The organism is Sulfitobacter dubius (assembly GCF_027214245.1).
In the GTDB taxonomy this organism is placed as follows: Bacteria; Pseudomonadota; Alphaproteobacteria; order Rhodobacterales; family Rhodobacteraceae; genus Sulfitobacter; species Sulfitobacter dubius_A.
This window is the reverse complement of record NZ_JAPWHM010000008.1, coordinates 76439-100742: the sequence shown is the minus strand read 5'-3', so window position 1 is coordinate 100742 and position 24304 is coordinate 76439. Positions and strand designations below refer to the sequence as shown.

At 60.3% G+C, this 24304-nt stretch carries 26 protein-coding genes and 1 pseudogene; 10 read left to right on the top strand and 17 right to left on the bottom strand.

Translation table 11 applies throughout. From position 1 onward, the window contains the following. The 6 genes and pseudogenes from O4H31_RS17395 to O4H31_RS17370 form a co-directional block, all read right to left on the bottom strand. Positions 1 to 226, bottom strand: a pseudogene (locus O4H31_RS17395) (hypothetical protein); the annotation flags it as partial. A 180-nt stretch (positions 227 to 406) separates the two neighbouring features. Beyond that, the gene (locus O4H31_RS17390; protein WP_269347846.1) at positions 407 to 718 is read right to left on the bottom strand and encodes a DUF6958 family protein; all 312 of its coding nucleotides are present in this window, start codon (positions 716 to 718) and stop codon (positions 407 to 409) included. Beyond that, positions 711 to 1247, bottom strand: a complete 537-nt coding sequence (locus O4H31_RS17385; protein WP_269347844.1) for a GFA family protein — start codon at positions 1245 to 1247, stop codon at positions 711 to 713. Before O4H31_RS17385 ends, O4H31_RS17390 begins: the two co-directional genes overlap by 8 nt. Then, complete coding sequence (locus O4H31_RS17380; RefSeq protein ID WP_269347842.1) at positions 1240 to 1722, bottom strand: VOC family protein; 483 nt, start codon at positions 1720 to 1722, stop codon at positions 1240 to 1242. Before O4H31_RS17380 ends, O4H31_RS17385 begins: the two co-directional genes overlap by 8 nt. Before the next feature lie 66 nt (positions 1723 to 1788). Then, a complete protein-coding gene (locus tag O4H31_RS17375; RefSeq protein WP_269347839.1) occupies positions 1789 to 2211 on the bottom strand; it encodes an SRPBCC family protein in 423 nt (140 codons plus the stop codon). Beyond that, complete coding sequence (locus O4H31_RS17370; protein ID WP_269347837.1) at positions 2208 to 2867, bottom strand: TetR/AcrR family transcriptional regulator; 660 nt, start codon at positions 2865 to 2867, stop codon at positions 2208 to 2210. Before O4H31_RS17370 ends, O4H31_RS17375 begins: the two co-directional genes overlap by 4 nt. A gap of 306 nt (positions 2868 to 3173) precedes the next feature. Here O4H31_RS17370 and O4H31_RS17365 point away from each other — a divergent pair, with 306 nt between their 5' ends. Then, positions 3174 to 3803 (top strand): LysE family translocator, encoded by a 630-nt coding sequence (locus O4H31_RS17365; protein WP_269347835.1) that lies wholly within the window; start codon positions 3174 to 3176, stop codon positions 3801 to 3803. A gap of 439 nt (positions 3804 to 4242) precedes the next feature. Here the strand turns inward: O4H31_RS17365 and O4H31_RS17360 are convergent, their stop codons facing one another. Further along, positions 4243 to 4554 (bottom strand): ETC complex I subunit, encoded by a 312-nt coding sequence (locus O4H31_RS17360; protein ID WP_067622040.1) that lies wholly within the window; start codon positions 4552 to 4554, stop codon positions 4243 to 4245. A 63-nt stretch (positions 4555 to 4617) separates the two neighbouring features. Between O4H31_RS17360 and O4H31_RS17355 the strand changes: the two genes are divergently transcribed. Together O4H31_RS17355 and uvrB are read left to right on the top strand one after the other, a co-directional pair. Further along, positions 4618 to 4980 carry an antifreeze protein gene (locus tag O4H31_RS17355; protein WP_269347831.1) on the top strand — a complete coding sequence of 121 codons (363 nt, stop codon included), beginning with the start codon at positions 4618 to 4620 and terminating at the stop codon, positions 4978 to 4980. A gap of 87 nt (positions 4981 to 5067) precedes the next feature. Further along, entirely contained in the window at positions 5068 to 7272 is a 2205-nt protein-coding gene (gene uvrB, locus O4H31_RS17350) for an excinuclease ABC subunit UvrB (protein ID WP_269347829.1), read from the top strand. A gap of 61 nt (positions 7273 to 7333) precedes the next feature. Here the strand turns inward: uvrB and O4H31_RS17345 are convergent, their stop codons facing one another. Further along, on the bottom strand, positions 7334 to 7603 hold the full coding sequence (locus tag O4H31_RS17345) for a GlsB/YeaQ/YmgE family stress response membrane protein (protein ID WP_269347827.1): 270 nt from the start codon (positions 7601 to 7603) through the stop codon (positions 7334 to 7336). Between the two features lie 239 nt (positions 7604 to 7842). Then, positions 7843 to 8199 (bottom strand): PRC-barrel domain-containing protein, encoded by a 357-nt coding sequence (locus tag O4H31_RS17340; protein ID WP_269347825.1) that lies wholly within the window; start codon positions 8197 to 8199, stop codon positions 7843 to 7845. 180 nt (positions 8200 to 8379) lie between these two features. Between O4H31_RS17340 and O4H31_RS17335 the strand changes: the two genes are divergently transcribed. Both O4H31_RS17335 and O4H31_RS17330 read left to right on the top strand, forming a co-directional pair. Next, positions 8380 to 8565 carry a PLDc N-terminal domain-containing protein gene (locus tag O4H31_RS17335; protein ID WP_067622028.1) on the top strand — a complete coding sequence of 62 codons (186 nt, stop codon included), beginning with the start codon at positions 8380 to 8382 and terminating at the stop codon, positions 8563 to 8565. Positions 8566 to 8683: 118 nt separating this feature from the next. Next, the gene (locus O4H31_RS17330; protein WP_269347822.1) at positions 8684 to 9355 is read left to right on the top strand and encodes a hypothetical protein; all 672 of its coding nucleotides are present in this window, start codon (positions 8684 to 8686) and stop codon (positions 9353 to 9355) included. A gap of 59 nt (positions 9356 to 9414) precedes the next feature. Here the strand turns inward: O4H31_RS17330 and O4H31_RS17325 are convergent, their stop codons facing one another. From O4H31_RS17325 to O4H31_RS17315, 3 genes are all read right to left on the bottom strand, one after another. Further along, complete coding sequence (locus O4H31_RS17325; RefSeq protein WP_269347821.1) at positions 9415 to 11703, bottom strand: glycosyl hydrolase family 28-related protein; 2289 nt, start codon at positions 11701 to 11703, stop codon at positions 9415 to 9417. Between the two features lie 147 nt (positions 11704 to 11850). After that, complete coding sequence (locus tag O4H31_RS17320) at positions 11851 to 12264, bottom strand: DUF4864 domain-containing protein (protein ID WP_120350177.1); 414 nt, start codon at positions 12262 to 12264, stop codon at positions 11851 to 11853. Positions 12265 to 12325: 61 nt separating this feature from the next. After that, complete coding sequence (locus O4H31_RS17315) at positions 12326 to 13906, bottom strand: lysine--tRNA ligase (RefSeq protein ID WP_259947521.1); 1581 nt, start codon at positions 13904 to 13906, stop codon at positions 12326 to 12328. A 122-nt stretch (positions 13907 to 14028) separates the two neighbouring features. Here O4H31_RS17315 and O4H31_RS17310 point away from each other — a divergent pair, with 122 nt between their 5' ends. After that, complete coding sequence (locus tag O4H31_RS17310; protein ID WP_259947520.1) at positions 14029 to 14451, top strand: tellurite resistance TerB family protein; 423 nt, start codon at positions 14029 to 14031, stop codon at positions 14449 to 14451. Positions 14452 to 14458: 7 nt separating this feature from the next. On the opposite strand, the gene dacB is transcribed toward O4H31_RS17310, so the two are convergent. Next, complete coding sequence (gene dacB, locus O4H31_RS17305) at positions 14459 to 16048, bottom strand: D-alanyl-D-alanine carboxypeptidase/D-alanyl-D-alanine-endopeptidase (RefSeq protein WP_269347815.1); 1590 nt, start codon at positions 16046 to 16048, stop codon at positions 14459 to 14461. A gap of 100 nt (positions 16049 to 16148) precedes the next feature. On the opposite strand from dacB, the gene O4H31_RS17300 reads away from it, so the two are divergent. Then, positions 16149 to 16982 (top strand): DMT family transporter, encoded by an 834-nt coding sequence (locus tag O4H31_RS17300; protein WP_269347813.1) that lies wholly within the window; start codon positions 16149 to 16151, stop codon positions 16980 to 16982. Here the strand turns inward: O4H31_RS17300 and O4H31_RS17295 are convergent. The 3 genes from O4H31_RS17295 to O4H31_RS17285 form a co-directional block, all read right to left on the bottom strand. Beyond that, on the bottom strand, positions 16974 to 17567 hold the full coding sequence (locus O4H31_RS17295) for a nicotinate-nucleotide adenylyltransferase (RefSeq protein ID WP_269347810.1): 594 nt from the start codon (positions 17565 to 17567) through the stop codon (positions 16974 to 16976). The genes O4H31_RS17300 and O4H31_RS17295 overlap by 9 nt on opposite strands. Before the next feature lie 82 nt (positions 17568 to 17649). Continuing rightward, positions 17650 to 19197, bottom strand: a complete 1548-nt coding sequence (locus O4H31_RS17290; protein WP_269347808.1) for an alanine/glycine:cation symporter family protein — start codon at positions 19195 to 19197, stop codon at positions 17650 to 17652. Between the two features lie 11 nt (positions 19198 to 19208). Next, a complete protein-coding gene (locus O4H31_RS17285) occupies positions 19209 to 19646 on the bottom strand; it encodes a universal stress protein (protein WP_269347806.1) in 438 nt (145 codons plus the stop codon). A gap of 356 nt (positions 19647 to 20002) precedes the next feature. Here O4H31_RS17285 and ettA point away from each other — a divergent pair, with 356 nt between their 5' ends. Beyond that, positions 20003 to 21658, top strand: coding sequence for an energy-dependent translational throttle protein EttA (ettA, locus tag O4H31_RS17280; RefSeq protein ID WP_269347804.1), 1656 nt, complete (start codon positions 20003 to 20005; stop codon positions 21656 to 21658). 171 nt (positions 21659 to 21829) lie between these two features. On the opposite strand, the gene O4H31_RS17275 is transcribed toward ettA, so the two are convergent. Next, complete coding sequence (locus O4H31_RS17275; RefSeq protein ID WP_236627510.1) at positions 21830 to 22807, bottom strand: response regulator; 978 nt, start codon at positions 22805 to 22807, stop codon at positions 21830 to 21832. Between the two features lie 376 nt (positions 22808 to 23183). On the opposite strand from O4H31_RS17275, the gene O4H31_RS17270 reads away from it, so the two are divergent. Together O4H31_RS17270 and O4H31_RS17265 are read left to right on the top strand one after the other, a co-directional pair. Beyond that, positions 23184 to 23390: a cold-shock protein gene (locus O4H31_RS17270; protein ID WP_067265226.1), complete on the top strand. Its 207-nt coding sequence runs from the start codon at positions 23184 to 23186 to the stop codon at positions 23388 to 23390. 142 nt (positions 23391 to 23532) lie between these two features. After that, complete coding sequence (locus O4H31_RS17265) at positions 23533 to 24084, top strand: L,D-transpeptidase (RefSeq protein ID WP_067623420.1); 552 nt, start codon at positions 23533 to 23535, stop codon at positions 24082 to 24084. Positions 24085 to 24304 lie beyond the last annotated feature (220 nt).

Sequence of the window (24304 nt, the reverse complement as noted above, 5' to 3'; positions counted from 1 at the left end):
TGGCGAGATTGAAGAGCGCCAGTTCTCGGGTCCGATGGGCGATCTCCAATCGGACCCGGATCGCCCAGACATGCTTCAATCGGACCCGGATCGCCCAGACATGCTTCAATCGGACCCGGATCGCCCAGACATGCTTCGGTTGCAGCGGTCGTTTCTGGCCGACGATGCGCCCCTTGTTCCAAGCGGGACGGCAGGCACGGATTGCTGGTAGGTTGGCGGTAGGCATAGCGGTTCCTCCAATCCACCGGTCCCGCCACGTCTTCGGCGTTTCGCCGACGGCCAACTTTACAATCGATCTGCGGCGAAAGTCGGCTTCGAGCCCTAACTTACGAATGCTGCGCGTAGCTTAAATGTCAGCTATGGTGCCGCCGCCATCTCAAACGACCAGGTTCATCGGCCAATCGTGTTATGTCGATTTCCCTGTCCTGAAGAGCCGAACCGGTCCCTTGCCGTTGCGCTCGATCACACCTTTGGCTTCGAGGTCGAGTTGCACTGCCTTCAGCCACCAACCGGCCTTCTCACCGCCCGGAAACAATTCCTGTGACAGGTTCGGCAATAGCGCGGCCTTGGCCTCGGCGACGGACATACCAGGGGCCTCGGTCGGCAGCACCGGAAGCAACGCATCGCACATGGCTGTGAACTTCACCTTGTCCACTCGTCGGACGTGATGCGGTGACGTGATACTCTCAATCTCGATTTTCTCGTCGGCGTCAGACATTGATCTCTCCCGTGTTTGGCGTCTTGGGGTTGCGGAAACCCATGGCGACCCAAGCCCCGAAAAGCTTGACGAAGAAGCCGAGGCTCTGCTTCTTTGCGTTAGGAATGTCGTCTGGCAGCGTGGCACCCTCCGGGAGATCGGAGGCCATGGTGCGCATCGTGGGCTCAGGCTTTGTGCCGGACGGCCAGAGTCCACTGTAGAGGCTCAGCCAATGTCCGCCTTTGAACTCCAGATAGACGGGCGTGTTGCAGCAGGTGGCGATCACCCGCATGCTGGGGGCCTCGGGCGACAGGCGGAACCTGGCCAGGTTGGTGGCCCCCGCAAGAAGACGCACGCGATCCTTGCGATACATGACGAAGGGCGTCGTGCCGTGATCGGTCAACGTCCGAGGTGCGCCCTCAAGACCCTGCATCCTCCCCGCCGCCTCGCGGCAGGAGTTGCAGCAGCATTCGACGCTCGCGATGGGCCTCCCCTCGACTTTAAGGTGGGTCTGGCCACAGGCACATCCGATCTGTGTTGCCTCACCCATGCGTTGGTTCCTTCTCGGCAGCCGCTTCGAGGGCGGCAATGTCAATCTTCTCCATCTGCATCATCGCCTCGCTCACGCGGCTCACCACGCCCGGATCTTCGCTGGCCAGCAGGTCCGGCATTCTCTTTGGCACGATCTGCCAAGACACGCCGAAGCGGTCCACGATCCAGCCACACCGCCCTGCCTCACCGCCTTTTGCGGTCAGCTTGGCCCAGAGCCGGTCCGTCTCATTCTGATCCTCGGTCAGCACAGAGATCGATGCGGCGGGTGTCAGCTTGTGATGTGGCCCAGCGGTCAAGATCATCATGGGCGCACCTGCCAGCGTGAACTCAACGATCATCGGGTCGTCTGGTTGGCCGTTTTCGCGCACGGCCTCAATCCTGCTGTCTGGCAAGAACGTTACATATTCCTGCGCGGCATCATGTCCGCCTTTCTCAAACCAGAAGCAGGTCCGCACTTTCGAGGCATGTTCCATCCAAAATTCCTCCACTGTTTTTGTGGTTTGGGGCTAAGCATTTAAGCCGGGTGGCCCCATCCATATTCAGCCACGCTTGCTTTCGACGTAGGTAGCGAAATTGTTTAAGATCGCCTGCCACCCGTCGCGTTGCATCTCAATCGGGTTTTGCGCCTCGGCGTCGAAGGTGGTCACGACATGGGTCTTTCCGCTGCTTCCGGTAAATGTCGTGCGGGACTTACGGCCGTCGTCAAGAACCAGCATGAGTGACTTGTGCGGCTCGATCTCCTCATAGGTGCCTTCGAAATCGAAACCCATGCTTCCGTCCTTTGCCTCCATACGGGCGATCTGCTTGCCGCCGGGGCGCAGATCCACTTCGGCCCGCGGGCAGCACCAATCATCGCCTGCGAAATTCCACCCCATGATGTCGTCCGGGGTGGTGTAGGCGCTCCACACCTCTTCCACGGAGGCGGCAACTGTCGTTTCCACGGTGATTTGCTGGTTGGTCATGTTGATTTCTCCCTGTAACTGGTTTCAGATGTATTTGGTCCCACCCCGAACAGGCCGCGCACATAGCGGATGAGATGGTCAACGCTTTCACGGGCGAGGTCCGGGTCTCCGGTGGCCTTTGCAAGGATGAACCCACCCTGAAGGACCGCCTGCGTGTGGCGGGCAAGGCTCTCGGCAGTCCAGTCAGCGTCGATATTACGGTGCTTACGCGCCGCTGTGATGTCGGCCTCCAGCGTGGCGGCATGGCCGAAGATGCTGGCGGCGCAGGCATCCCGGATTGCGGGCGCGCTATCATGCACCTCCTGCGTCATGGTGCCGACGAGGCAGGTGTATTCAAACGTCTCGCCGCCGATGATCCCCTTGCGGAAATCGAGATAGGCCAGAACCCGGTCCAGCGGATCGTCTGGCTCATGGTAAGGCGCACTGGCAAAGAGTGCGCTGGTTGTCTCGGCCCAGAATTTTGCTGCCGCCACGCCAAGCGCGTCCTTCGTCTTGAAGTGATGGAAGAACGCACCCTTCGTGACACCGGCCGACTGGCAGAGATCATCGACTGAAGTTGCGGCGAACCCCTTGCGGCGGATCACGTCGCGCGCGGCTTCCAGCAGGCGTGTGCGCGCATCGCCGCGCTCGGGGGATTGCTTGGTTGGTCTCGGCATATGCAGGACATACCATACGGTTGGTATGTAATCAATAATAAGAGAATGACGTGCTGCTGCGACGCTAAATGTCGCCACTTGCGCAATTGAAACTTGATATTAGGCTTCGGCAGAAAGCAGACTATTCAACTTTCGCGGCGAAGGGCAGCAAGTTCCGCACTGCGGACCTAAGGGCCTGTTGCAGCTACCGTCTTCTTTGAGCCCAAACTGATCCGTGCTGCGTTGCAAAATTCAGCTTAAACTCCGCCCCTTTACAGTCTGGGACTTCTATGGCGGGCTTATGAAAAAGTCAGAAAGGCACTTTTCATGGATTTTCAGATTTGGTCGGCCTTCGTCGCAGCCTCGATTGCACTCTTGCTCATTCCGGGACCGACGGTGTTGCTCGTTCTCAGCTATGCGATCAGCCAAGGTAAAAGGGTCGCTCTTGCGACAGTCGGCGGTGTAGCCCTCGGCGATTTCATCGCAATGTCCGCGTCACTCGCCGGTCTGGGCGCCTTGGTTCTGGCTTCCGCCACGCTCTTTACTGTCCTTAAATGGGTAGGCGCCGTTTATCTTGTGTATTTGGGCATCAAGCTTTTTCGAAGCGCATCGACAGCTTCGCTTGGCGATCTGGAAAAGGTGACGGAAACCAGCGCATCGAGCGTTTTTGGCCATGCTGCGGCTGTGACCGCGCTCAATCCAAAATCCATAGTGTTCTTTATTGCGTTCGTGCCGCAATTCGTCGTCCTGGACAACCCGCTCCTGCCGCAGTTTGCCATTCTTGTTATCACCTTTGTCGGACTCGCTGCAATCAATGCGCTTGCCTATGCGCTGTTGGCGGACAAGTTGCGGGCCAAGATTGCACGACCATCGGTGTTGGCTTGGTTCTCCCGACTTGGTGGTAGTGCGCTGATTGCAATGGGTGTTGCGACGGCTGCATTCAAGCGGGCCCAGTGAGCCTCAATCTAAGGTCGGCTTTGTCCGCACAGCTGACTTTCACCAAACGAGAGTGCTGCACGATGTTTGAATGGCCGGTCTCGGGAAGTCGCAGTGCGGCATCGAAGCCGGGTCTAAATGTCCGGTTAGGGCCGTTCGCGTCGGCGATGCGACTCCCAAAACCTAGGCAGATTCTTTAGCCCCAAACAGCATATTGGGAACAAGTTGGCAAAACGAGACTTAAAAAATCTTAACGCTTATATGACATCTGTTTTCGCCCCTACATCAGTCGGCCAATGGCTTGGCATAGGTCATCACTGAATTTTAGCGCCTAAGAACCTGACCAATCGCAGAATGCGACCCGCTAGATATCGACGCCGCCAGACGCCGCCATACCATATGTGGAGCACGGGAAAAACTTAGCCTCCCATGGGAAAATCTTAGGTATGTCTTACACCCCTCAGTGGGTCCACGCCCCGCGCCGCCCGGTCGCGAAATTCTCGCCATAGCCACCAGCGCGGATGTTGGGCTTGCGCTTGTTGGGCAGTTGCACCTGCGCGTCGATGCCGTGATCGCGGGCGTATTCTTCGGCGGCTTCGCGGGTGTCGAACTGCAAGCGCACTTGGCTCTGCGTATCATCGGACGAGGTCCAGCCCATCAGCGGGTCAACGCTGCGCGCTTCCGCGGGCGAAAACTCAAGCAACCAAACACGGGTCTTGGCCGTGCCGGAGGACATCGCTGTACGGGCGGGTTGGTAGATACGTGCGCGCATTTCGGGACTCTCGCTTCAGGAACCTCGGGCTTTATCTAATATTCCGCGCCAAGGGGCAAGGGAATGCACGACCGTGCAAATAAACCCTACCATGCTGCGGTGCAGAGACTACATCATGATTACCTCATTGGAGAGCACGATATGACCCCCTTTACCCTCTTTGCGTTACAAAGCCAGTTTGCCGCCTTAGCGGTCGAAACCCAGATCGTGATGTCCCTGCGCCTTTTGGCCATGGCCGGTGCGCTGCCCGCGCGCCCCGGTGAAAATAACCGCATGGTCGCCGAGAAAGGCCCCGCCATGGTCAAAGCCTTCAGCGCCGGAACGCAGGCGATGATGCTGGGCAAAAGCCCCGATCAGGTCATGAACGCCTCGCTCGCGCCCCTTGCCCGCAAGGTGCGACAGAATCGTAAACGATTGATGAAGTAGCGGCAAAAGCGCCCTTCGCGGCCCCCTGCCCCTTGAACCCTGCGTGAAAGAGGGCACCTATGGGAAGCTTGACGAAGGATACCCGCGATGCCCTATGCCCATTCCGACAAATCCGAGGGGATGCCGATGCTGGCAACCCCCGCGCCAGACGTGCGCAGCCGCCCCAAGCTGGAGGGCGGCCATAAGTTCAAGCTGGTGACCGAGTTCGCTCCGGCGGGCGACCAGCCCACCGCAATCAAGGAATTGACCGAAGGGGTGAACTCGGGCGAACGCGATCAGGTGCTTCTGGGCGCGACCGGCACGGGCAAGACTTTCACCATGGCCAAGGTGATCGAGGAAACGCAACGCCCGGCCATCATCCTTGCGCCGAACAAGACGCTGGCGGCGCAGCTTTACGGCGAATTCAAAGGCTTCTTCCCCGACAACGCGGTGGAATATTTCGTCTCTTACTACGACTACTACCAGCCCGAAGCCTATGTCGCGCGGTCCGATACCTTCATCGAGAAGGAAAGCCAGATCAACGAACAGATCGACCGGATGCGCCACTCCGCCACCCGCGCGCTGTTGGAGCGTGACGACGTGATCATCGTGGCCTCGGTTTCCTGCATCTACGGCATCGGTAGCGTCGAGACCTACGGCGCGATGACGCAAGACTTGAAAGCGGGCGGCATGTACGACCAGCGCAAGGTGATCGCCGATCTGGTCGCCCAGCAGTACAAGCGCAACGACGCGGCATTCCAGCGCGGCTCTTTCCGTGTGCGCGGCGATAGCCTTGAAATCTTCCCCGCTCACCTTGATGACCGCGCATGGCGCCTCAGCTTCTTTGGCGAGGAGTTGGAAAGCATCACCGAGTTCGACCCGCTGACGGGTGAGAAGACTGACACGTTCGACCAGATCCGCGTCTACGCCAACAGCCACTATGTGACGCCGAAACCGACGATGTCCCAAGCCATCATCGGCATCAAGAAAGAGTTGCGCACTCGGCTCGACCAACTGGTCGCCGATGGCAAACTGCTGGAAGCACAGCGGCTGGAACAGCGCACCAATTTTGACATTGAGATGCTGGAGGCCACCGGCGTCTGCAACGGGATCGAGAACTATTCGCGCTATCTGACGGGCCGTGCACCGGGTGAGCCGCCCCCTACCCTCTTCGAATTCATCCCCGACAACGCCATCGTCTTTGCCGATGAGAGCCACGTCTCGGTCCCGCAGATCGGCGGCATGTACAAGGGCGACTATCGGCGCAAATTCACGCTGGCCGAGCACGGTTTCCGCCTGCCGTCCTGTATGGACAACCGACCCCTTAAGTTCGAGGAATGGGACGCCATGCGCCCGCAGTCGGTCTTTGTCTCGGCCACCCCGGCGGCGTGGGAGATTGAGCAGACCGGCGGTGTGTTTACTGAACAGGTAATCCGCCCCACCGGCCTGCTGGACCCCCAAGTCGAGATACGGCCCGTCGAGATGCAGGTCGATGATCTGCTGGATGAGGTCCGCAAAGTCGCTGCCGATGGCTACCGCACGCTTTGCACCGTGCTGACCAAGCGCATGGCCGAAGACCTCACCGAATACATGCACGAACAGGGCATCCGCGTGCGCTATATGCACAGCGATATCGACACGATCGAGCGGATCGAAATCCTGCGCGATCTGCGCTTGGGCGCCTTTGATGTGCTGATCGGGATCAACCTTCTGCGTGAGGGTTTGGACATTCCTGAATGCGGGTTGGTGGCCATTCTGGATGCCGACAAGGAGGGTTTCCTGCGCTCCGAGACTTCGCTGATTCAGACCATTGGCCGCGCCGCGCGGAACGCCGAAGGCCGGGTCATCATGTATGCCGACCGCATCACCGGCTCGATGGAGCGCGCCATGGGCGAGACCGAGCGCCGCCGCGTTAAGCAGATGGCCTATAACGAAGAGCACGGCATCACCCCCGCGACGGTGAAAAAGAACGTCGAAGATATCCTTGCCGGGCTCTACAAAGGTGATGTGGACATGAACCGCGTCACCGCCAAAGTCGACAACCCGTTGGCGGGCGGCAATCTTCAAGCCGTGCTCGACGGGCTGCGCACCGAAATGCGCAAAGCGGCCGAGAACCTTGAGTTCGAAGAGGCCGCAAGGCTGCGCGATGAGGTCAAACGGCTGGAGGCGGTGGATTTGGCCGTGGCCGATGACCCGATGGCCCGGCAGCAGGCGGTGGACCGCGCCGTCGATGCGGCCCAACAAGCCTCGGGGCGCAGCACCTCTGGCCGCGGCGGGATGCGCGGCGGCAACGTCAAGCGCCGCAAACGGTAACGCAAAAGGGCCGCCTCTTGGGGTGGCCCTTACGCACGAACAGCATGTCAGAGCGGCCAAGCTACCGTCGAAGTGCCGCCACCAAGGCCAGTACCAGTGCCGCGCCAATCGCCGCCACGATCAGCAGCAAAAGCAAGCCCCCCGCCGCCACCACCGTGACGCCAAGCGCGGCAAGGATAAAGGGCAGCGCAACGGCGCCCACAACCCCCAGAATGAGGTACAGAATTCGGTTCCGGCCTGCCACGGCGCCAGCAATCGCCCCAGCAGCAAGCCCGACGACCACAAGTGCGATCAGCGCCACCGCGCCAAGCGTATCAAGAAAGGCTTCCATCAAAAAGATCTCCTACATCAGATGAATGGTACGAATGGCACGCCGCATCCCGCGAGGGTAAGCAGCAGGCTAAAAGCGATCAATCGGCGCATCGAGAATTCCCTTTCCAGTCACGGCCAAACCGACCGTCCCGGCATGAGACCCGATGCGCGCCGCGAAAACAATGGGCTGCGCTGAATATCGCCCCTACCAAAAAAGGGAGGCGATGCCGCCTCCCCCTTGTCGGTCGGGAATACTGATCAAAGCCAGTAGTAGGGCACGCCGTAGTGGTCAAACGTGCGCTCTTGCCATGTGCGGTCGCTGTGCCACTGTTCGGTCCGCTCCGGCGCGCCTTTGACCGTGGCCTCGTCGATGTTTGTCCTGAAACCATCGCGGGCCGGATCATAGTCCAGCGCGTTCCAAGGCACGGGGTAATGCTCTTCTCCGATGCCAAGAAAACCACCGAAACCCATCACGGCATAGGCAACCTTGCCGGATTTCTTGTCGATCATCAGGTGGTCGATATGGCCGATTTCGGTCCCATCCGCGCTAAAAACGGCGGTGCCGTTCACATTGTCCGAAGAAACCAGCGATGCGGGTGCTGTCGTGTCAGTCATGGCCTGTTCCTTTCATGATTGCTGTAGCAACAAAACCCAAGGCGGGCGGCGCCGGTTCCCGTCATGCGGGCGGGCTGGCAAAGATCGGCTCACGTCCGCGCGGCGCGGTTCGGGAACTATTTGGCCCTCGTTTGGGTTGATCACGCAATAGAAACACACGCATTCGAGAGGGATCATACAATGGAATATGGACTTTTAGGGCTCATCGTCCTCATCGCCGACATCTACGCCATCTATCAGGTCATCACCTCAAACGCCTCGGGCGCTGCCAAAATCGCCTGGGTGTTGGGCATCATCATCCTGCCTGTACTCGGCTTCATCGTCTGGCTGATCGCAGGCCCACGTGGCAACAAAGCCCACGTGTAACAGCCCCGACATAGACGACCCCGAAACCCGGTGCCCATGGCGCCGGGTTTTTACGTTCGACCGTCCGAGGCAACGATTTGTTAACCGCTATTAACCAAGATCGCCGCAGGAGCCTGCGGTGCGATCTGCCTTTTGCCTCACCCTGCTGGCCTGCCAGCTAAGCCCCGCCGCCGCCCCAGCCGGACCATGGCTGCGCGAAGAGGGCACGACTTTTATCTCAAGCTCCTTCTCGGCGACCTATTACTACGACCTTAGCCAAAGCACCTATATCGAATATGGGCTGCGCGAGACCCTGACCCTCGGCTTCGACCTAAACACCGCGCAAAGCCGCTTTGGCCAGCAAAGCGGCCATGCCACCGTTTTCCTCCGCTTTCCCTTGGGAGAGCCGACCGAAATGGGGCGTTGGGCCTATGACATCGGCGCCGGAGCAAGCTGGTCGGGGGATCTGATCTCTCCCCACCTCCGGGCGGGGCTGTCTTGGGGCCGCGGCTTTACCTTGGGCGCGCGAAACGGCTGGCTGACCGTCGATACTTCGGCAAGGTGGGAGTTTGGGTTTTCACAAGAGGTCATCAAGATCGACAGCACCGCCGGGCTGGACTTCACACCGGTGACCACCGGAATGGCGCAGGTCTTTCTGACCTACACCGGGGGCGAAACCTACGCAAAATTCGCGCCGTCCATCGTCCTGTCGCCTAGCTTCAGCAAGTACCGCCTGCAATTGGGCAGTGAAATTCCAATCGACGCGCCCGAAAATACCGCCCTCACCCTCAGCCTCTGGCGGGAGTTCTGACAAAAAAGGCCCCGCCGATCTCCGGCAGGGCGCTTTAGTGGTTCAGCAAGCCGGCGGGATCAGCGGTTGTCCATCCGCACCATCACAGAGACCTTCCCCTTCACAGGCGTCGGCCAAACCACATGAAGCTGATCCCGGTCCGGCCCTTCGGCATGTGTCACGTAAGGCATATCAAACTGCGCCACGTTGTTGCTGTTGCGGATCGCACCATGAGCCACCACCGCATCGCTGTTCAGCGCCTGCCCCTCGAAAGGCAGATGGCCCGCAGTATCGATCACCCAAGTCTCTGACGGCGTGGACTGCGTGAACTCAATCTCGGCCATATTCTCCACCTGCGTGGTCACCGCGTGGAAAGAATTGCCTTTCATCACCACGTTCTTGCAGCGCGACAGATCAAGGTCGGCAAAGGTCGTATCCACCCGCTCCGCCCGGTCGATGCTGCCGTTCAGGCTGCGGAAACGGTTGCCGGTGATCGCCACCCCGCTCAGGAAATGCCCCGCGCCATGCGGTTTCACCACGATATAGCTGAACCAAGGCGCCACCTCGCCCGACAGAAAGATATTGTCGCTGATGCTGAGCGCACTGAACGAATAGCCCGAAGTGAAGGCGGGGGTCGGGTCCTGCTCATTCGTCCATTCGATAAAGCAGTTGTCGACGTAATTGCCCGTCACCACCGCGCTGGTATGCGCCGAGGCAAGGATGAGCCCCGCCGAGCGCACACCATTGTCGACCTCATCCCCTTGAAAGAAGTGATTGCCCGTCACGATGCTGTTGCCCCCCGCCAGCAGCGCGAAATGGCGGAACTTGGTGGCGCGGCAGTCGCGCAGCTTCACGTCGTTGGCGTTGGTGTTGAGCGCGATAGAGGTCCGGTTCGGCACCGTCAGCGCATCCTCCGCCGACAGGAACTGGCAGCGGTCGATCAACATGCCCTGACAGCCCCCGCCGATCGACGTGACGCCGCGGTCCTTGGGGCGGCTGACGAAACAGTCGCGCAGGTGAAAGATCAGCCCCGCGGGCGCAAGGTTGATCGCGCTACAGCGGTTGTTGCACTGGAATTCGATGTCGGCCATCACGAACTTCGACAGCGAGGCGAAGCCGCTGAAATCCACCATGTACTGGAACTTGCGGAAGGTGAAATTCTGCGTTCCTTCCGCATCGTAAAGCGGCGCGTTGAGCGTAATCTCCTGCGTGGCGACGTTTTTGGAGCGCACATAGATCTCGCGTCCCACCCCGGTGCCTTCGACCAGCGCGCCCACGGGCACATTGGCGATATTGGTTACATTGGTCAACTTGCGGCTGTCGGAGGCGGCATAGCGCGCCTGCGAGGTCACCACCACCGTGCCCCAATTGCTGCTCGACGCCGCCTCAAGCTGGCCATTTCGGATCACCCGGCGGGTCGCATAGCTGGTCTTGTCCGGCACCGCCGCCTGCATATCCAGCGGTCCGGTCACATTCACTTTGCGCCCGCCCATGTCGAGAGAGTCGTGATCCGCGTTGTTTAGAAGCGCCTGAAACGCCTTGAGAAAAGCGGTTTCTTCGTTTTCGAAGGCTTCGATATAGCTGGGCAGGTCAAAGTTGCGGCGCAGCAGCAGAACGGCCCCCACCGGCATGGTGACATGGCCCTCAAATTTGACCGGCGTGTCAAAGGTGATATCCCCGTTCAGCAGATAATTCCCCGCAGGCACCAAGACCGTGCGCCCGTCGGCGGCGGCATTGGCGGCCTCAAAGGCCGCGGTATCGTCACTCACCCCATTGCCCACCGCACCAAAGTCGCGCACATCGACCTGCGCCAACATGTCCCGCAGAAAGACCGAGGTGACATCCTCGATCTCGATATCGTCGATCCGAACCACGCCACCGGTCGGCCCGGTCAGGTCCAGCCCAAAATGGCCGTAGACGGCCCCGGTGCCCCAAACCATGTCGACGCCGCCCCGGTCGCCGCTGCCGATAATCGCGCTCACCTCGACCACCTCGCCATAGGTCGTCAGCGTCTCCGCCGGGCCAGCTTCCGTCACGCCGCTCACCCGGCCCCCGCCCGATTGCGCCGGGTATCCCGCGATCCGCACCGTTGGCAGATTGCCACTGATCGCCTTCACCCGCGCCGTCACCCGCAGATAGCACCCCGGCAGCAGCGTGGTTTGCCCCATGTAGCGCAATTGCTGGGTACTTTGGGTCTTCAGCAATTCCAGCGCCCCGCCGAAATCCTGATCTGCCGGGACAAAGGCCGCATTGGCCGCGTTCTCATAGGTATCCGACCCCGGCGTGCCATCGCCGCTTGACCAGACATCCAGACCCGCCGCAAAGGGTGTCGGCATCAGCACCACGCCGTCGGTAATCGCCTTGTTCATCGCTTTTCCTTTCCCCGGTCCGCACCTCCCACCGGGGCGCGCCGCTCAACTGCTCTGGCTCGGACTGGCCGAACCGCGAGGTCAGGGAAGTATCAACGATATGTTAATCGCCGCTTGGCCCGCCGAGCGGGCATCGCGCAACAGCGCTCAGACGTTGGCTCCCGGCGCGTCGAGGATCTGCACCCCTCCGATGCGCCAGCCCGCGTCCGTCTGCTCCATCAGATAGCCCAGCAAATGGGTGAACCCCTTGGGGTCGACAACCTGCACCACCTGATAAAAGCGCGACCCATCCGCGCGACGGTCCAAAAACCGCACCTCGGCAGGGTTCTGCACCATTGGATAGCCATTGCTGACCATACTGCGAAAGTTCTCGGGGGTCTGGAAAAAGCGCTGCAAATTCGGCGTGGCGAATTCGAGGGCAGCGGCAAAGTCATCCGCGCGAAAGGCGTCGAATTGGCTGTTGATCGTCTCTTCGATCTCGGCCTGCTGCGCCATGGCGCCAAAGCTCAGGAGGGCCGACAGCACCAGCCCTCCGAAAAATGTGAACATCCCTTTACGCATCGCCTTTCCCCCTTGGCCCATACTGAGTGATCTAAGTCACGCAAGGGCAGAGGCAAAAGTTTCACGTGTTGGTCAGCTTGCCTTCTAGTGCGGCGTCGATCAGTGCAACGGTCTCATCCACGCCGTAAAGCGCGATAAACCCACCAAAACGTGGCCCTTGGCTGGCCCCCAGCAGCACTTCGTAAAGCGCCGTGAACCAGTCGCGCAGCGGGTCGAAACGCTCTTTGCCGACGGCAAAAACCATGCTCTGCAGCGCTTCGGCATCCAGACCACCGTCCCAAACCTTCAGCCGCTCGCGCAGGTCTTCCAGCGCTTCGCGCTCCAGATCGCTCGGCGCGCGGAACACTTTGGTCGGTTTGACGAAGTCATTGAAATAGCGCACTGCATGGCCCGCCGCCTGATCCATTCCGGGGTTGTTTTCCGGCGTGGCCTCAGGCGCATAGCGCTGGATAAAGCCCCAAAGCTGCGACTTGTCCTCGGCGCTCGACACGCTCGCAAGGTTCAGCAGCATCGAGAAGGGCACCACCATATCCGACTGGGGCACATCGCCGCCGTGGATATGCCAAACCGGGTTGTTGAGCCGCGCCTTGGTGTCTTGTGTTTCATAGGCCCGCAGCTGCTGGTGGTATTCGTCCACCGCCTTGGGGATCACGTCGAAATACATGCGCTTGGCCGTTTTGGGCTTTTGGAACATGAAATACGACAGGCTCTCAGTGCTGGCATAGGTCAGCCACTGATCGATCGAAATGCCGTTGCCAGAGGATTTGGAGATCTTCTGACCGTTCTCATCAAGGAACAGCTCATAGCTGAAATGCTCGGGCTTCTTGCCGCCGAGGATCTCGCAGATCCGGTCATAGATCGCGGTATTGGTCGCGTGTTCTTTGCCGTACATCTCAAAGTCGACATCCAAAGCCGCCCAACGCGCGCCGAAATCGGGCTTCCATTGCAGCTTCACATTGCCGCCTGTCACTGGCAGGGTCATCTCGGTGCCGTCCTCGTCGTCGAAGGTGATCGTGCCGTCCTTGGCGTTGACCTCTTTCATCGGCACATAAAGCACGCGGCCCGTTTCGGGGTGGATCGGCAGAAAGATCGAATAGGTCTGGCGACGCTCCTCGCGCAGCGACTTCAGCATCACCGCCATGATCTCATCGTATTTCTCGCAGGCGCGCAGCAGCACCTCATCGAATTGACCAGAACGATAGAACTCGCGCGCGGAATAGAACTCATACTCGAACCCAAAGGTATCGAGGAACCGGCGCAGCATGGCGTTGTTGTGGTGGCCAAAGCTTTCATGCGTGCCAAACGGGTCCGGCACCACGGTCAGCGGTTTGTGCATATGCTCTTTCAGCATGTCCTGCTGCGGCACGTTGCCCGGCACTTTGCGCATGCCATCCAGATCGTCCGAAAAGCACACCAGCTTGGTCGGAATATCGCTGATCTCTTCAAAGGCGCGCTTGATCATCGTGGTGCGCAGCACCTCGCCAAAGGTCCCGATATGCGGCAAGCCCGAGGGGCCATAGCCCGTCTCGAACAGCACATAGCCCTTCTCTGGCGGTTTCTTGGCGTAACGTTTGAGCACCCGGCGCGCTTCTTCAAAGGGCCATGCTTTGCTGCTGAGTGCCGCGTCTCGGGTCTCGGACATGTTAGATCATCCATCTTTTGGCGCCCCTGCGCCCAATGCGCACGGGGTCGCCCGTTCCTATTGCTTCGCACCCTGAGGGTCAATATTCTGCGCTGCAACATACCTGTCCAAAGGATCTCCCGATGCCCGACACATCTTCCCTCTCGCTCAGCGCCCAAGATAGCCTTGTCGCGCTGATGATCGCGGTCTCGGCCTCGGACGAAGACATTCGCACCGCCGAACTGGTGAAAATCGAATCCGCGCTGAACCTGCTGCCGGTGTTCTCGGGCTACGACAACGACCGCGTCGCGACGATCAGCAAGACGGTCTTTGATCTGTTTGAACAAGAAGACGGGTTGGATGCCCTCTTTGGCCTGATCCGCGAAGCGCTGCCCGAACGCTTGAATGAGACCGGCTATGCTCTCGCCTGCGACGTGGCCGCCGCCGACGGCACGCTCGACGAAGCCGAACTGCGTCTCCTCGAAGAAATCCGCTATGAACTCAACATCGACCGGCTCCACGCCGCCGCGATTGAGCGCGGCGCGCGGGCGCGGCATCTGACCTAAGCGCGGGTTAGGACTCTTCCAGTACGGCTTCCGGCTCTGCCTCGCCCTCAGGCTCGGGGGCCGTCTGCGTTTCAGGCTCGGCTGCGGCTTCCGGCTCAGGTTTCACGGCCACGTTATACAGCAGCCCCCACCGCTCCAGCAGTCCGCGCTGCACACGTTTGGCCCGCCCGTTCCAAGTCCGCGCCCCCGGCGGACGCTCCCGTTCCGCCCGGCTGATCTTGGCGCGTTCATCGGTGTTCGCGGTCAGGATCGCAAAGGCCAGAACCCGATCTTCGGGCGTGGTCAAAAAACCAGCCAGCGCCGAAACAAAGTTCAGCGTCCCTGTCTTTGCGTCGATCTTGATCGGATTGTTCCGCTCTGGACGGCCCCGGTCATCGCGCAGATAGACTGGTTTCAGGATAGGCCGCAGCCCCGTACCATGAATACGCGCCAACCCTCCGGCCATGTCATGCACAGTCATCTTGCTGTCGTCGCCAAGACCCGAATGGTCGATCATCGCCGGGTTTTCCATGCCCAGTTCCTCAATCGCCCATTTGTTCATCTCGGCGGCAGAGGCACGCAGGCTTGGCACCGTTCCCAGCCGTTTGGCGCTGGCGGCCAGACCAACCATCTCTGCCGTGAGGTTGGTGGAGTATTCCAGCATGTCCTTCAGGATCGGCCGCAACTCGGCGCTGCGATGGGTCACGAGGGTCTCCCCTTCAGGCAGCGCTTCGGCCAGTTCCGCATCGCCTAACTTGATGCCGTGGCTGCGGGCAATCGTCGCGAAAATATCACCCGCATAGACGCCGGGCCGCCGGATCGGCAGCCAACGCGCGCCGCCCGAGCCCAAAGCGCTCTTTGCCACGGTCCAAACATCGCGATCGGGTTTGTTCTCATAGGTGTAGACCGGCCCACTTCGATCCACGACTTCCATCGTCGCGGCGCGCACCGCCGGCGCATAACGCCCTGCGCGGCCCTCCATCGTCACGTCATAACCACCGCCACTGCGTTTCCATTCGAAGTGAACCCGGTTGTAATTCAGCGCGATGCCCGAAACGCCGGGGTTATAGCCCACATGATCGGGCTGTTCGGGGTCAATCGCAAAGGTTGCGGGAAATGCCCCCTCATAGACCTTGAACTTGCCCTTTACGCCGATGATGCCCGCCTCTTTCAACTCTTCGGCCATCTGGCCCAGATCGTCGCTATCGAGCGTCGGGTCCCCCCCGCCAACGAGGATCAGATCGCCCTGCACCTCGCCATTGACCACACCGCCGGTCGCCAGCAACCGCGTCTCGAAAACGTGATCGGGGCCCAGTAGATCCAGCGCATAAAGCGCGGTGATCGCCTTGATGCTGCTGGCGGGCGGAATGCCATCGGTGGCGTTAGACGCCTCCAGCCAGATGCCGCTTTCGACATCGACCACGGCAAAGGCTACCGTGCCGCTGATGCCGCTGTCTGCGATGATCTCGGAAACGTTAGGAATGGCCTGTTTATACAGGTCGTCATCACGCCCCATGGGGCGCAACGAAGTGGTCGGGGACTCGGCCCAAGCAGAGGCCGCCACTATCGCAGCGGCAGCCGTTCCAAGGAAAATGCGTCGTGTAAAACTCTGGCTCATGGGCTTGATATAAACCCCATGCGGCGTTCGGCCACAACCTGTCTGACAACGGGGGGCCTTTCGCGGTTGCACAAAACCGCCGACCTGCTACCCCGACGTCATGCAACGCGCTATCCCTATCATGTTTATCGCCATGTCACTGATCCCCGCAGGGGACAGCGCGGGCAAGATTTTGACCTCGGGGATGGGCGTGGCACCGGTTTTCGTGGCATGGTCGCGCTTCGCCATCGGCGCGCTGATGGTGCTGCCGTTCCTGCCGCGCGGCACTTGGGGCCTGATGCGCGACTGGCGGCTCTGGCTGCGGGCGGCAACGCTGGCCTTGGGCATCACCTGCATTCAAACCGCGCTCCAGACCGAGGCGATTGCCAATGTCTTTGCCGCCTTCTTTATCGGACCGATGGTTAGCTACCTATTGGCCGCGATTTTCCTGCGCGAACGCATCAGCCTGCTGCGCAGCGCGCTGATCCTGCTGGGCTTTTGCGGTGTGCTGCTGGTCGTACGCCCCGGCATGGGGGGTGGCACGGGCGGGCCGGGGCTGCTGTTCGCCGTGGCGGCGGGGCTGTTCTACGGCGTCTTTCTCACCATGTCGCGCTGGCTTTCTGATCTGGCACCACCCCTTGCGCTGACCTTTACCCAATTGGCGATGAGCGCGGTGATGCTGCTACCCTTGGGCCTGATGAACCTGCCCCAAGCCACCCTGCCCGTGGCCGGTCTGGCAACGGCCAGCGCGCTGTTCTCCATGCTGGGCAATCTGCTGCTGCTCTACGCCTATCGCCGTGCGCCCGCCACACGACTGGCACCCTTGGTCTACTTCCAACTGATCGCAGCGGTGCTGCTGGGTCTGTTCCTGTTCAGCACCCTGCCCGATGCGCTGACATGGGCGGGGCTTGCGGTGATCATCACCGCTGGCATCACCTCGGCACGGCTACGCTGAGCGCCAGCCCCCGGCAGCGCGCAGCGCAGTGGATGAGACATCAACCATCGGCACATTCACGAAACACCACGCAGGCGCGGAGGCATGAGCCAGAAGCTGACTGTTCCGCCCCGCGATCCGGTAGGGCGCATACAGCGCCGCCGCCCGGCTCATTCGGGCCGAAATACGTTGGCCGGGTCGTGCAAGCACACCGACCGGCACTGTCTCCATGATCTGCCGCCAGTCTTGCCACAGATGAAACTGCGCAAGGTTATCGGCCCCCATCAGCCAGACGAACCGCACACCGGGATAGCGCCGCCGTAGGGCCTCAAGCGTCTGCGCGGTGTAACGGGTGCCAAGCTGCGCTTCGATGTCCGTAATCTCAACCCTCGGGTGGCCCATCACCGCATCGGCCCGCGCCTTGCGCTGCGCCATCGGCGCTGGTCCGTGTTCTTTCAGCGGATTGCCGGGGCTGAGCAGCCACCAGACGCGATCCAGCCCGAACCGCTTTAGCGCCTCGCGGGTGATATGCGCATGCCCTTCATGTGCCGGGTCAAACGACCCGCCCAACAGGCCGATGACCTGCCCCTTAGTCGCGAATGGCATGGTATTGCGCAAGAAAATGGCCCCCGATCCGAAATCAGGGGCCAAAGGAGGGGCATTGCCGCCCTTTGTCAATGCAAGGCGCTTACTTGTGCTTCACGATCTCGCCCGAGCGCAGCCGCGCGACATAGCTGTTCAGCTCGCGCTTCACGATCGGCATCAGGAAGTAAAGCGCGATGATGTTCACGATCGCCATCGAGAAGAGCATGGCATCGGAGAAGTCGATCACCGGCCCAAGGCTCGCCGCCGCGCCGATCACGATGAAGACGCAGAAGATGATCTTAAAGATCAACTCTTTCACCGCCCCCTCGCCGAAGAGATAGGTCCAAGCCTTGAGGCCGTAATAGGACCAGCTGATCATGGTCGAGAAGGCAAAGAGCACCACCGCGATCATCAACAGGATCGGAAACCACGAGAACGCCCGCGCATAGGCCGCCGAGGTCAGGGCCACGCCGCTGACTTCACCTTCGGTCGCGATCCGGCCCGCTTCGGCGTTCCAGATGTAGAGCCCGGTTTCCGGGTCTTGGTTCAACACGCCGCTGATCACGATGACCAAAGCGGTCATGGTGCAGATCACCACCGTGTCAATGAAGGGCTCCAACAGCGCGACGTAGCCCTCGGTCACCGGCTCTTTCGTACGCACCGCCGAGTGGGCGATGGCAGCCGAGCCGATGCCCGCTTCGTTTGAGAACGCCGCACGGCGGAAGCCTTGGATCAGCGCGCCGGTAAAGCCGCCGACTACGCCGAGACCAGTAAAGGCACCCATGAAGATCTGGCCAAAGGCCCAGCCGATCATATCCCAGTTGATGATCAGGATCAGGATCGACACCAGCACGTAGAAGACACCCATGAAGGGCACGATCTTCTCGGTCACCCGCGCAATGGACTTCAGACCACCTGCGATCACGGCAAAGGTCACACCGGCAAGGATCACACCGGTGATCCAGCCCGGATAATCCCCCAGCACGCCCGCAAGCTGCGCATGGGCTTGGTTGGCCTGGAACATATTGCCCCCGCCGAGCGCGCCCAGAATGGTAAAGATCGAGAACAGCACCGCCATGAACCCGCCCAGCGGCAGGCCGCGCTCGGAAAAGCCTTTGACGATGTAATACATCGGCCCGCCTGAAACATGGCCGTCAGGGAATTCATTGCGGTATTTCACGCCCAGCGTACATTCGGTGAACTTGGTCGCCATGCCGAAAAGGCCCGCAACCACCATCCAGAATGTCGCACCCGGCCCGCCGATGCTGACCGCCACGGCCACGCCCGCGATGTTGCCCAGACCCACGGTGCCCGACAGCGCGGTTGCAAGCGCCTGAAAGTGGCTGACCTCGCCCGCGTCATCCGGATCAGAGTAATCGCCCCGCACCAGTTGGATCGAATGCCAGAAGCCTTTGATCTGGATGGCCCCGAAATAGACGGTAAAGACCACCGCGCCCACGACCAGCCACAGCGCGATCCATGAGAAATCCGTGCCGGGCAGCGGGGCAAAGATGAAGGAGACATACCAGCCGGTGTAATCTGCGAAAATCTGGTTGATACGTTGATCGACGCCGACAGCCTCTTGCGCGGCGGCAAAGCTCGGCAGCAATGACGCGAATACCGCCATCACATAGGTAAATAACTTGTTCATGGCTTGTCCTTTCAGGGAATGATCGTGACCGGCACGCTGGAGCCTGCGACCAACCGGCCCGTCACCCCACCAAAAAGCCGCTTGAGGCCCCGTTCACCGACCCGCCCCACAACGATCTGGATCGCACCGCGTTTCTTGGCGACAGCTTCAAGGATATCGGCCACATCACCGTGCCGCACGATGCCCTCGACCTCGACACCGGCGGCTTTGGCCTCGGCCACCGCCGGGTCAAGCACCACATCATGGGCGCGCTGCAACTCCTGCTCGCGCCGCATATGGCGCTGCTCGTTCTCTTCCTTGGTCTGAAAGGTGAAAGGCGACCATTCGATCACAAAGCAAACCGTGATCGAACAATCCCCGATCTGTTTGGCCTGCGACTGGGCAAACGCCAAGGCACGCGCGCCGGCCTCCGACCCGTCCAGACCCACAACGATGGTGGATTTTGTCATGAGTATTTCCCTGTTATTATGACTGCCAGTTGATGCACCCCGAAGGGAAAGCACTGCCTGCAGCCTGCCTACTCCACGATGGCCGGAAATCGCCGCCCAATCGTAGATTGAATAAATCCTAGCGCGAAAACCGCAGAAAAGTCGACCAGATTTCACTTTTCGACTGCATGGACCGGCTGCCAAACCGTTGTAAAACCATCCAATAGCCCGTCTCGCCCGTTTTGACCAAACGGCGTGCGGCACATCGCGCAAGCCATCAGCGGGCTACGGCCCTGCGATGGATAGAGTGTTTGATCTTGCCCTGCCCGGGCGATATTGCACTGCAAACCCCAAATCGCGTTTCGAGGATTCTCCAAATGGCTGCCTATCAATACGTCTATCACATGTCCGGCGTCTCCAAGACCTACCCCGGGGGCAAGAAGACATTCGAAAACATCCACCTGAACTTCTTGCCCGGCGTGAAGATCGGTGTCGTTGGCGTCAACGGCGCGGGTAAATCCACCCTGCTCAAGATCATGGCCGGGCTCGACAAGGATTTCTCGGGCGAAGCCTGGGCCGCCGAGGGCGCCAAGGTCGGCTACCTGCCGCAGGAGCCCAAGCTCGACCCGACCAAGACCGTGCGCGAGAACGTCATGGAAGGCGTGGCCGAGAAGAAGGCCATTCTGGACCGCTACAACGAACTGGCGATGAACTACAGCGACGAGACCGCTGAAGAAATGGCCAAGCTGCAGGACGGCATCGACGCCCAGAACCTGTGGGATCTCGACAGCCAGATCGACGTATCGATGGAAGCGCTGCGCTGCCCGCCCGATGACGCGATGCCGGAAAACCTCTCGGGCGGTGAAGCGCGCCGCGTGGCACTCTGCAAACTGCTGCTCGAAGCGCCCGACATGCTGCTCTTGGACGAGCCGACCAACCACCTCGACGCCGAGACCATCGCCTGGCTGCAACAGCACCTGATCGAGTACAAGGGCACCATCCTGACCGTCACCCATGACCGTTACTTCCTTGATGACATCACCAGCTGGATCCTCGAATTGGACCGTGGCCGCGGCATCCCATATGAAGGCAACTACTCCGACTGGCTGGAGCAAAAGGCCAAGCGCCTGAGCCAAGAGGCCCGCGAAGACAAATCCAAGCAAAAGACGCTTGAGCGCGAACTTGAGTGGATGCGCCAAGGTGCCAAAGCACGTCAGGCCAAATCCAAAGCGCGGATCGCAGCCTATAACGAGATGGCAGAAACCTCCGAGCGCGAGAAACTCAGCCGCGCCCAGATCGTCATCCCCAACGGCCCGCGCCTTGGCAACAAGGTGATCGAGGTCGAGGGTCTGAAGAAACACATGGGTGACAAGCAGTTGATCGACGGGCTCGATTTCTCGCTGCCGCCGGGTGGTATCGTTGGTGTGATCGGCCCCAACGGCGCGGGTAAATCCACGCTATTCAAGATGCTCACCGGCCATGAAACGCCCGATGCAGGCTCCATTGAGTACGGCGACACGGTCGAGCTATCCTATGTCGATCAGTCCCGCGACGACCTGAACCATGACGACACCGTCTGGCAGGCAATCACCGGCGGAGCCGAGGTGATTAAACTCGGCGATGCCGAAGTGAACTCACGCGCCTATTGCTCGTCGTTCAACTTCAAGGGTGGCGACCAGCAGAAGAAAGTCGGCCTGCTGTCGGGCGGTGAACGCAACCGCGTGCACATGGCGCGGCTGCTCAAAGAAGGCGGCAACGTTCTGCTGCTCGATGAACCGACCAACGATCTGGACGTCGAAACCCTGCGTGCGCTCGAAGACGCGCTGGTCGATTTCGCGGGCTGCGCCGTGGTCATCTCGCACGACCGTTTCTTCCTCGACCGTATCTGTACCCACATCCTTGCCTTTGAAGGCGAAGCGCATGTGGAATGGTTCGAAGGCAACTTCGAAGACTACGAAGAAGATAAGAAACGCCGTTTGGGTGCTGATGCGCTTGAGCCGAAGCGCCTGAAGCACAAGAAATTCGCGCGGTAAGCATTGCAGATTAGCGATTTGAAGGGCGTCGGATTTCCGGCGCCCTTTTCTTTTGCACAGCGCAGAATCGGTCCCGCCCTGTGGCACGCGGGGCATCGCCAGAACGCGAAACGCCCGCCCCACCACTCGGGCAGGACGGGCGCTACACAACCCAGAAGACGAGCAGAGCCCTCAGCGTTCTTCGTCGATCGCCGTTTCCAGCTGGGCAAAGAGGTTGTCCTCATCATGCCGCGCCAGACCGTGCAGCGGATCCCAGCTTTGCAGATACTCACGCAGCTTGTTGCTGGCCGAAAGACCCGACCAAAGGCGCTGCTCGGTGACCGAATGAACTTGCAAGGACGGGGCCAGCCCGCCGTTCATACCTTTGCCGTCCCAGTTCTTTTCTAAATGCTCGCGCGTGCGATCGGCCATGGAGGCGGTGTTCAACCGGGCGCGGCTCATCACCACCCCGATGAAACGCCCACTGCCCGCATAGGCCAGATGAAAGCGCATGCCCTCCAGCGAATGCACCGAGGCGCGGGCCACCTGCTCCATCTGGCGACGGAAGGCCGGAGCCTTGACCGCGCGATAGATGCCGCGCGCGCCCTCGACCGAGATCGAAAAGAGGCTCATCGAAAAACAACCGCTCGGCAGGCGCAGCAGGTAATTTTCCAGCTCGGAGACGTTGCTACAGGCCGAGACATCAAGATCGAAATCCTCGTCAAAGCGGATCTGCATCATCTGCGTCAACTCGCTCAGCGTATGCTGCGCCTCACGTTCGCGCAGCAGCGAGGCATTTAGCATGCTGGCGGCATTGATCCGCGCGCTGAGCTCGACACCATCCAAAGGCTTGCAGAGGAAATCAGTGGCCCCCGCATCAAAGGCCCGCTGCATCATCGCGGGTTCCTTGCTGGCGGTGATCATGATGATCGGCACGGCGCGGTAGAAAGGCACATCGCGGATCATCTCACACAGGCTGATCCCGTTGATGCCGGGCATCATGATATCAAGCAGGAAGGAATCGAACGGTTGGTTCGACTCTTGCATGATCTCAAGCGCCTCTTCAGAGCTTTCGCAACAGGTCAGCTCGTAATTGTCATTCTCGGTCAGGCAACCTGTAAGCAGGTCAAGGATGACCGGGTCATCGTCTACGGCAAGGATACGCATCATGTCTTATTACTCCACATGAGGGGGGCGCTGGCAGGCGCACTTGGGGCTTTCTCACAAAAAACCACCTATGTCGGGCAGCAATGAGACCAGTTTTAGGCAAACTCGGGACAGCGCATTCGGGGCCGCTCCCCGCAAAATATGGGGAACACGAAACTTCGTGGCGATAATTTGCCGAAATCCGCGACAGCCCAGAGCTGTTGTAGCCCCAAAATGCGTTGGCCCTTGAACGAATCCCCTCCTGATGCAATATAGACGGTGCAGACGTTATCTTTTTCGACCCACTGTCTCCCTCATACGGCGCTCAGTCTATCGATCCAGACCAACCACGCCGGGCCATCGCACCAACGCGGATGGCATAAATATGGAGACTACGGATATGGCCACTGGCACCGTAAAATGGTTCAACACAACTAAAGGCTTCGGCTTCATTGCTCCCGATGGCGGCAGCAAAGACGTTTTCGTGCACATTTCCGCTGTTGAGCGCGCTGGCCTGACCGGCCTGGCCGACAACCAGAAAGTGACCTTCGACATCGAAGCAGGCCGTGACGGCCGTGAATCCGCGACCAACCTCGCGCTGGCCTAATGGCCGGGGGCCTCGGCCCTGATGCAAGAATTTGTCCGACCTGCTGATACCGGCAGGTCGGTTTTTTTATGTCCAGCCTTGCTAAAATGCGCCCCCGTGGCAAAATGCAGGGCGAAACAGCAGTAGATTGATGGAGCCTGCCATGCGCCGCCGTAGTTTTCTGACCAGCACCGTGGCCGCAGCCGCCCTTCCCCTGATGGCGCAGGCGCGCACCGCCGCCTACAGTGCCGCTCCGCAGATGGTGCCGATGAAAGCGCAATATGCGCCCGGTCAATTGCTGATCCTGCCGCGCAGTCATTACCTCTATTTCGTAACCGCCCCGGGCCAAGCGATGCGCTATGGCGTGGGCGTCGGCAAAGCGGGATTGGAATTCACCGGCACCGCCACCATCGACGTCAAAAAAGAATGGCCCACATGGCGCCCGACCAATGAGATGATCGAACGCGAGCCGCAGACCTACAAACGTTTCATCGGCAACACCGACGCCCAGCCCGGCGGCCCCGGCAACCCCTTGGGCGCGCGGGCGCTCTACCTGTTCCAGAACGGGCGGGACACCTTTTTCCGCATTCACGGCACCACGCAGCCGAACTCCATCGGGCGGTCCGTGTCGAACGGCTGCATACGGATGCTAAACGAACATGTGATCGATCTCTATCAGCGGGTGCCGATTGGGACGAAGGTCACGGTTCTTTAAGCCCCCTAGAAGAGAATAAGGGCTGAGCCTTGCGCTGGCCTTTACCGCCCCCATCGGCCCCGGTTCCAAGGGCCATCGTCTGCCCGTGGGGAGGCGATCATAACAGCAGACAATGCCACTTTATGGCGCAGATTTGATGTGCGGCAGAAAGCGCAGAGTAACTCTCGCCAAATCGCCTACCCGTCGGGACGGGCAGGCGATGGCCCGGCGCCTGCGGCTT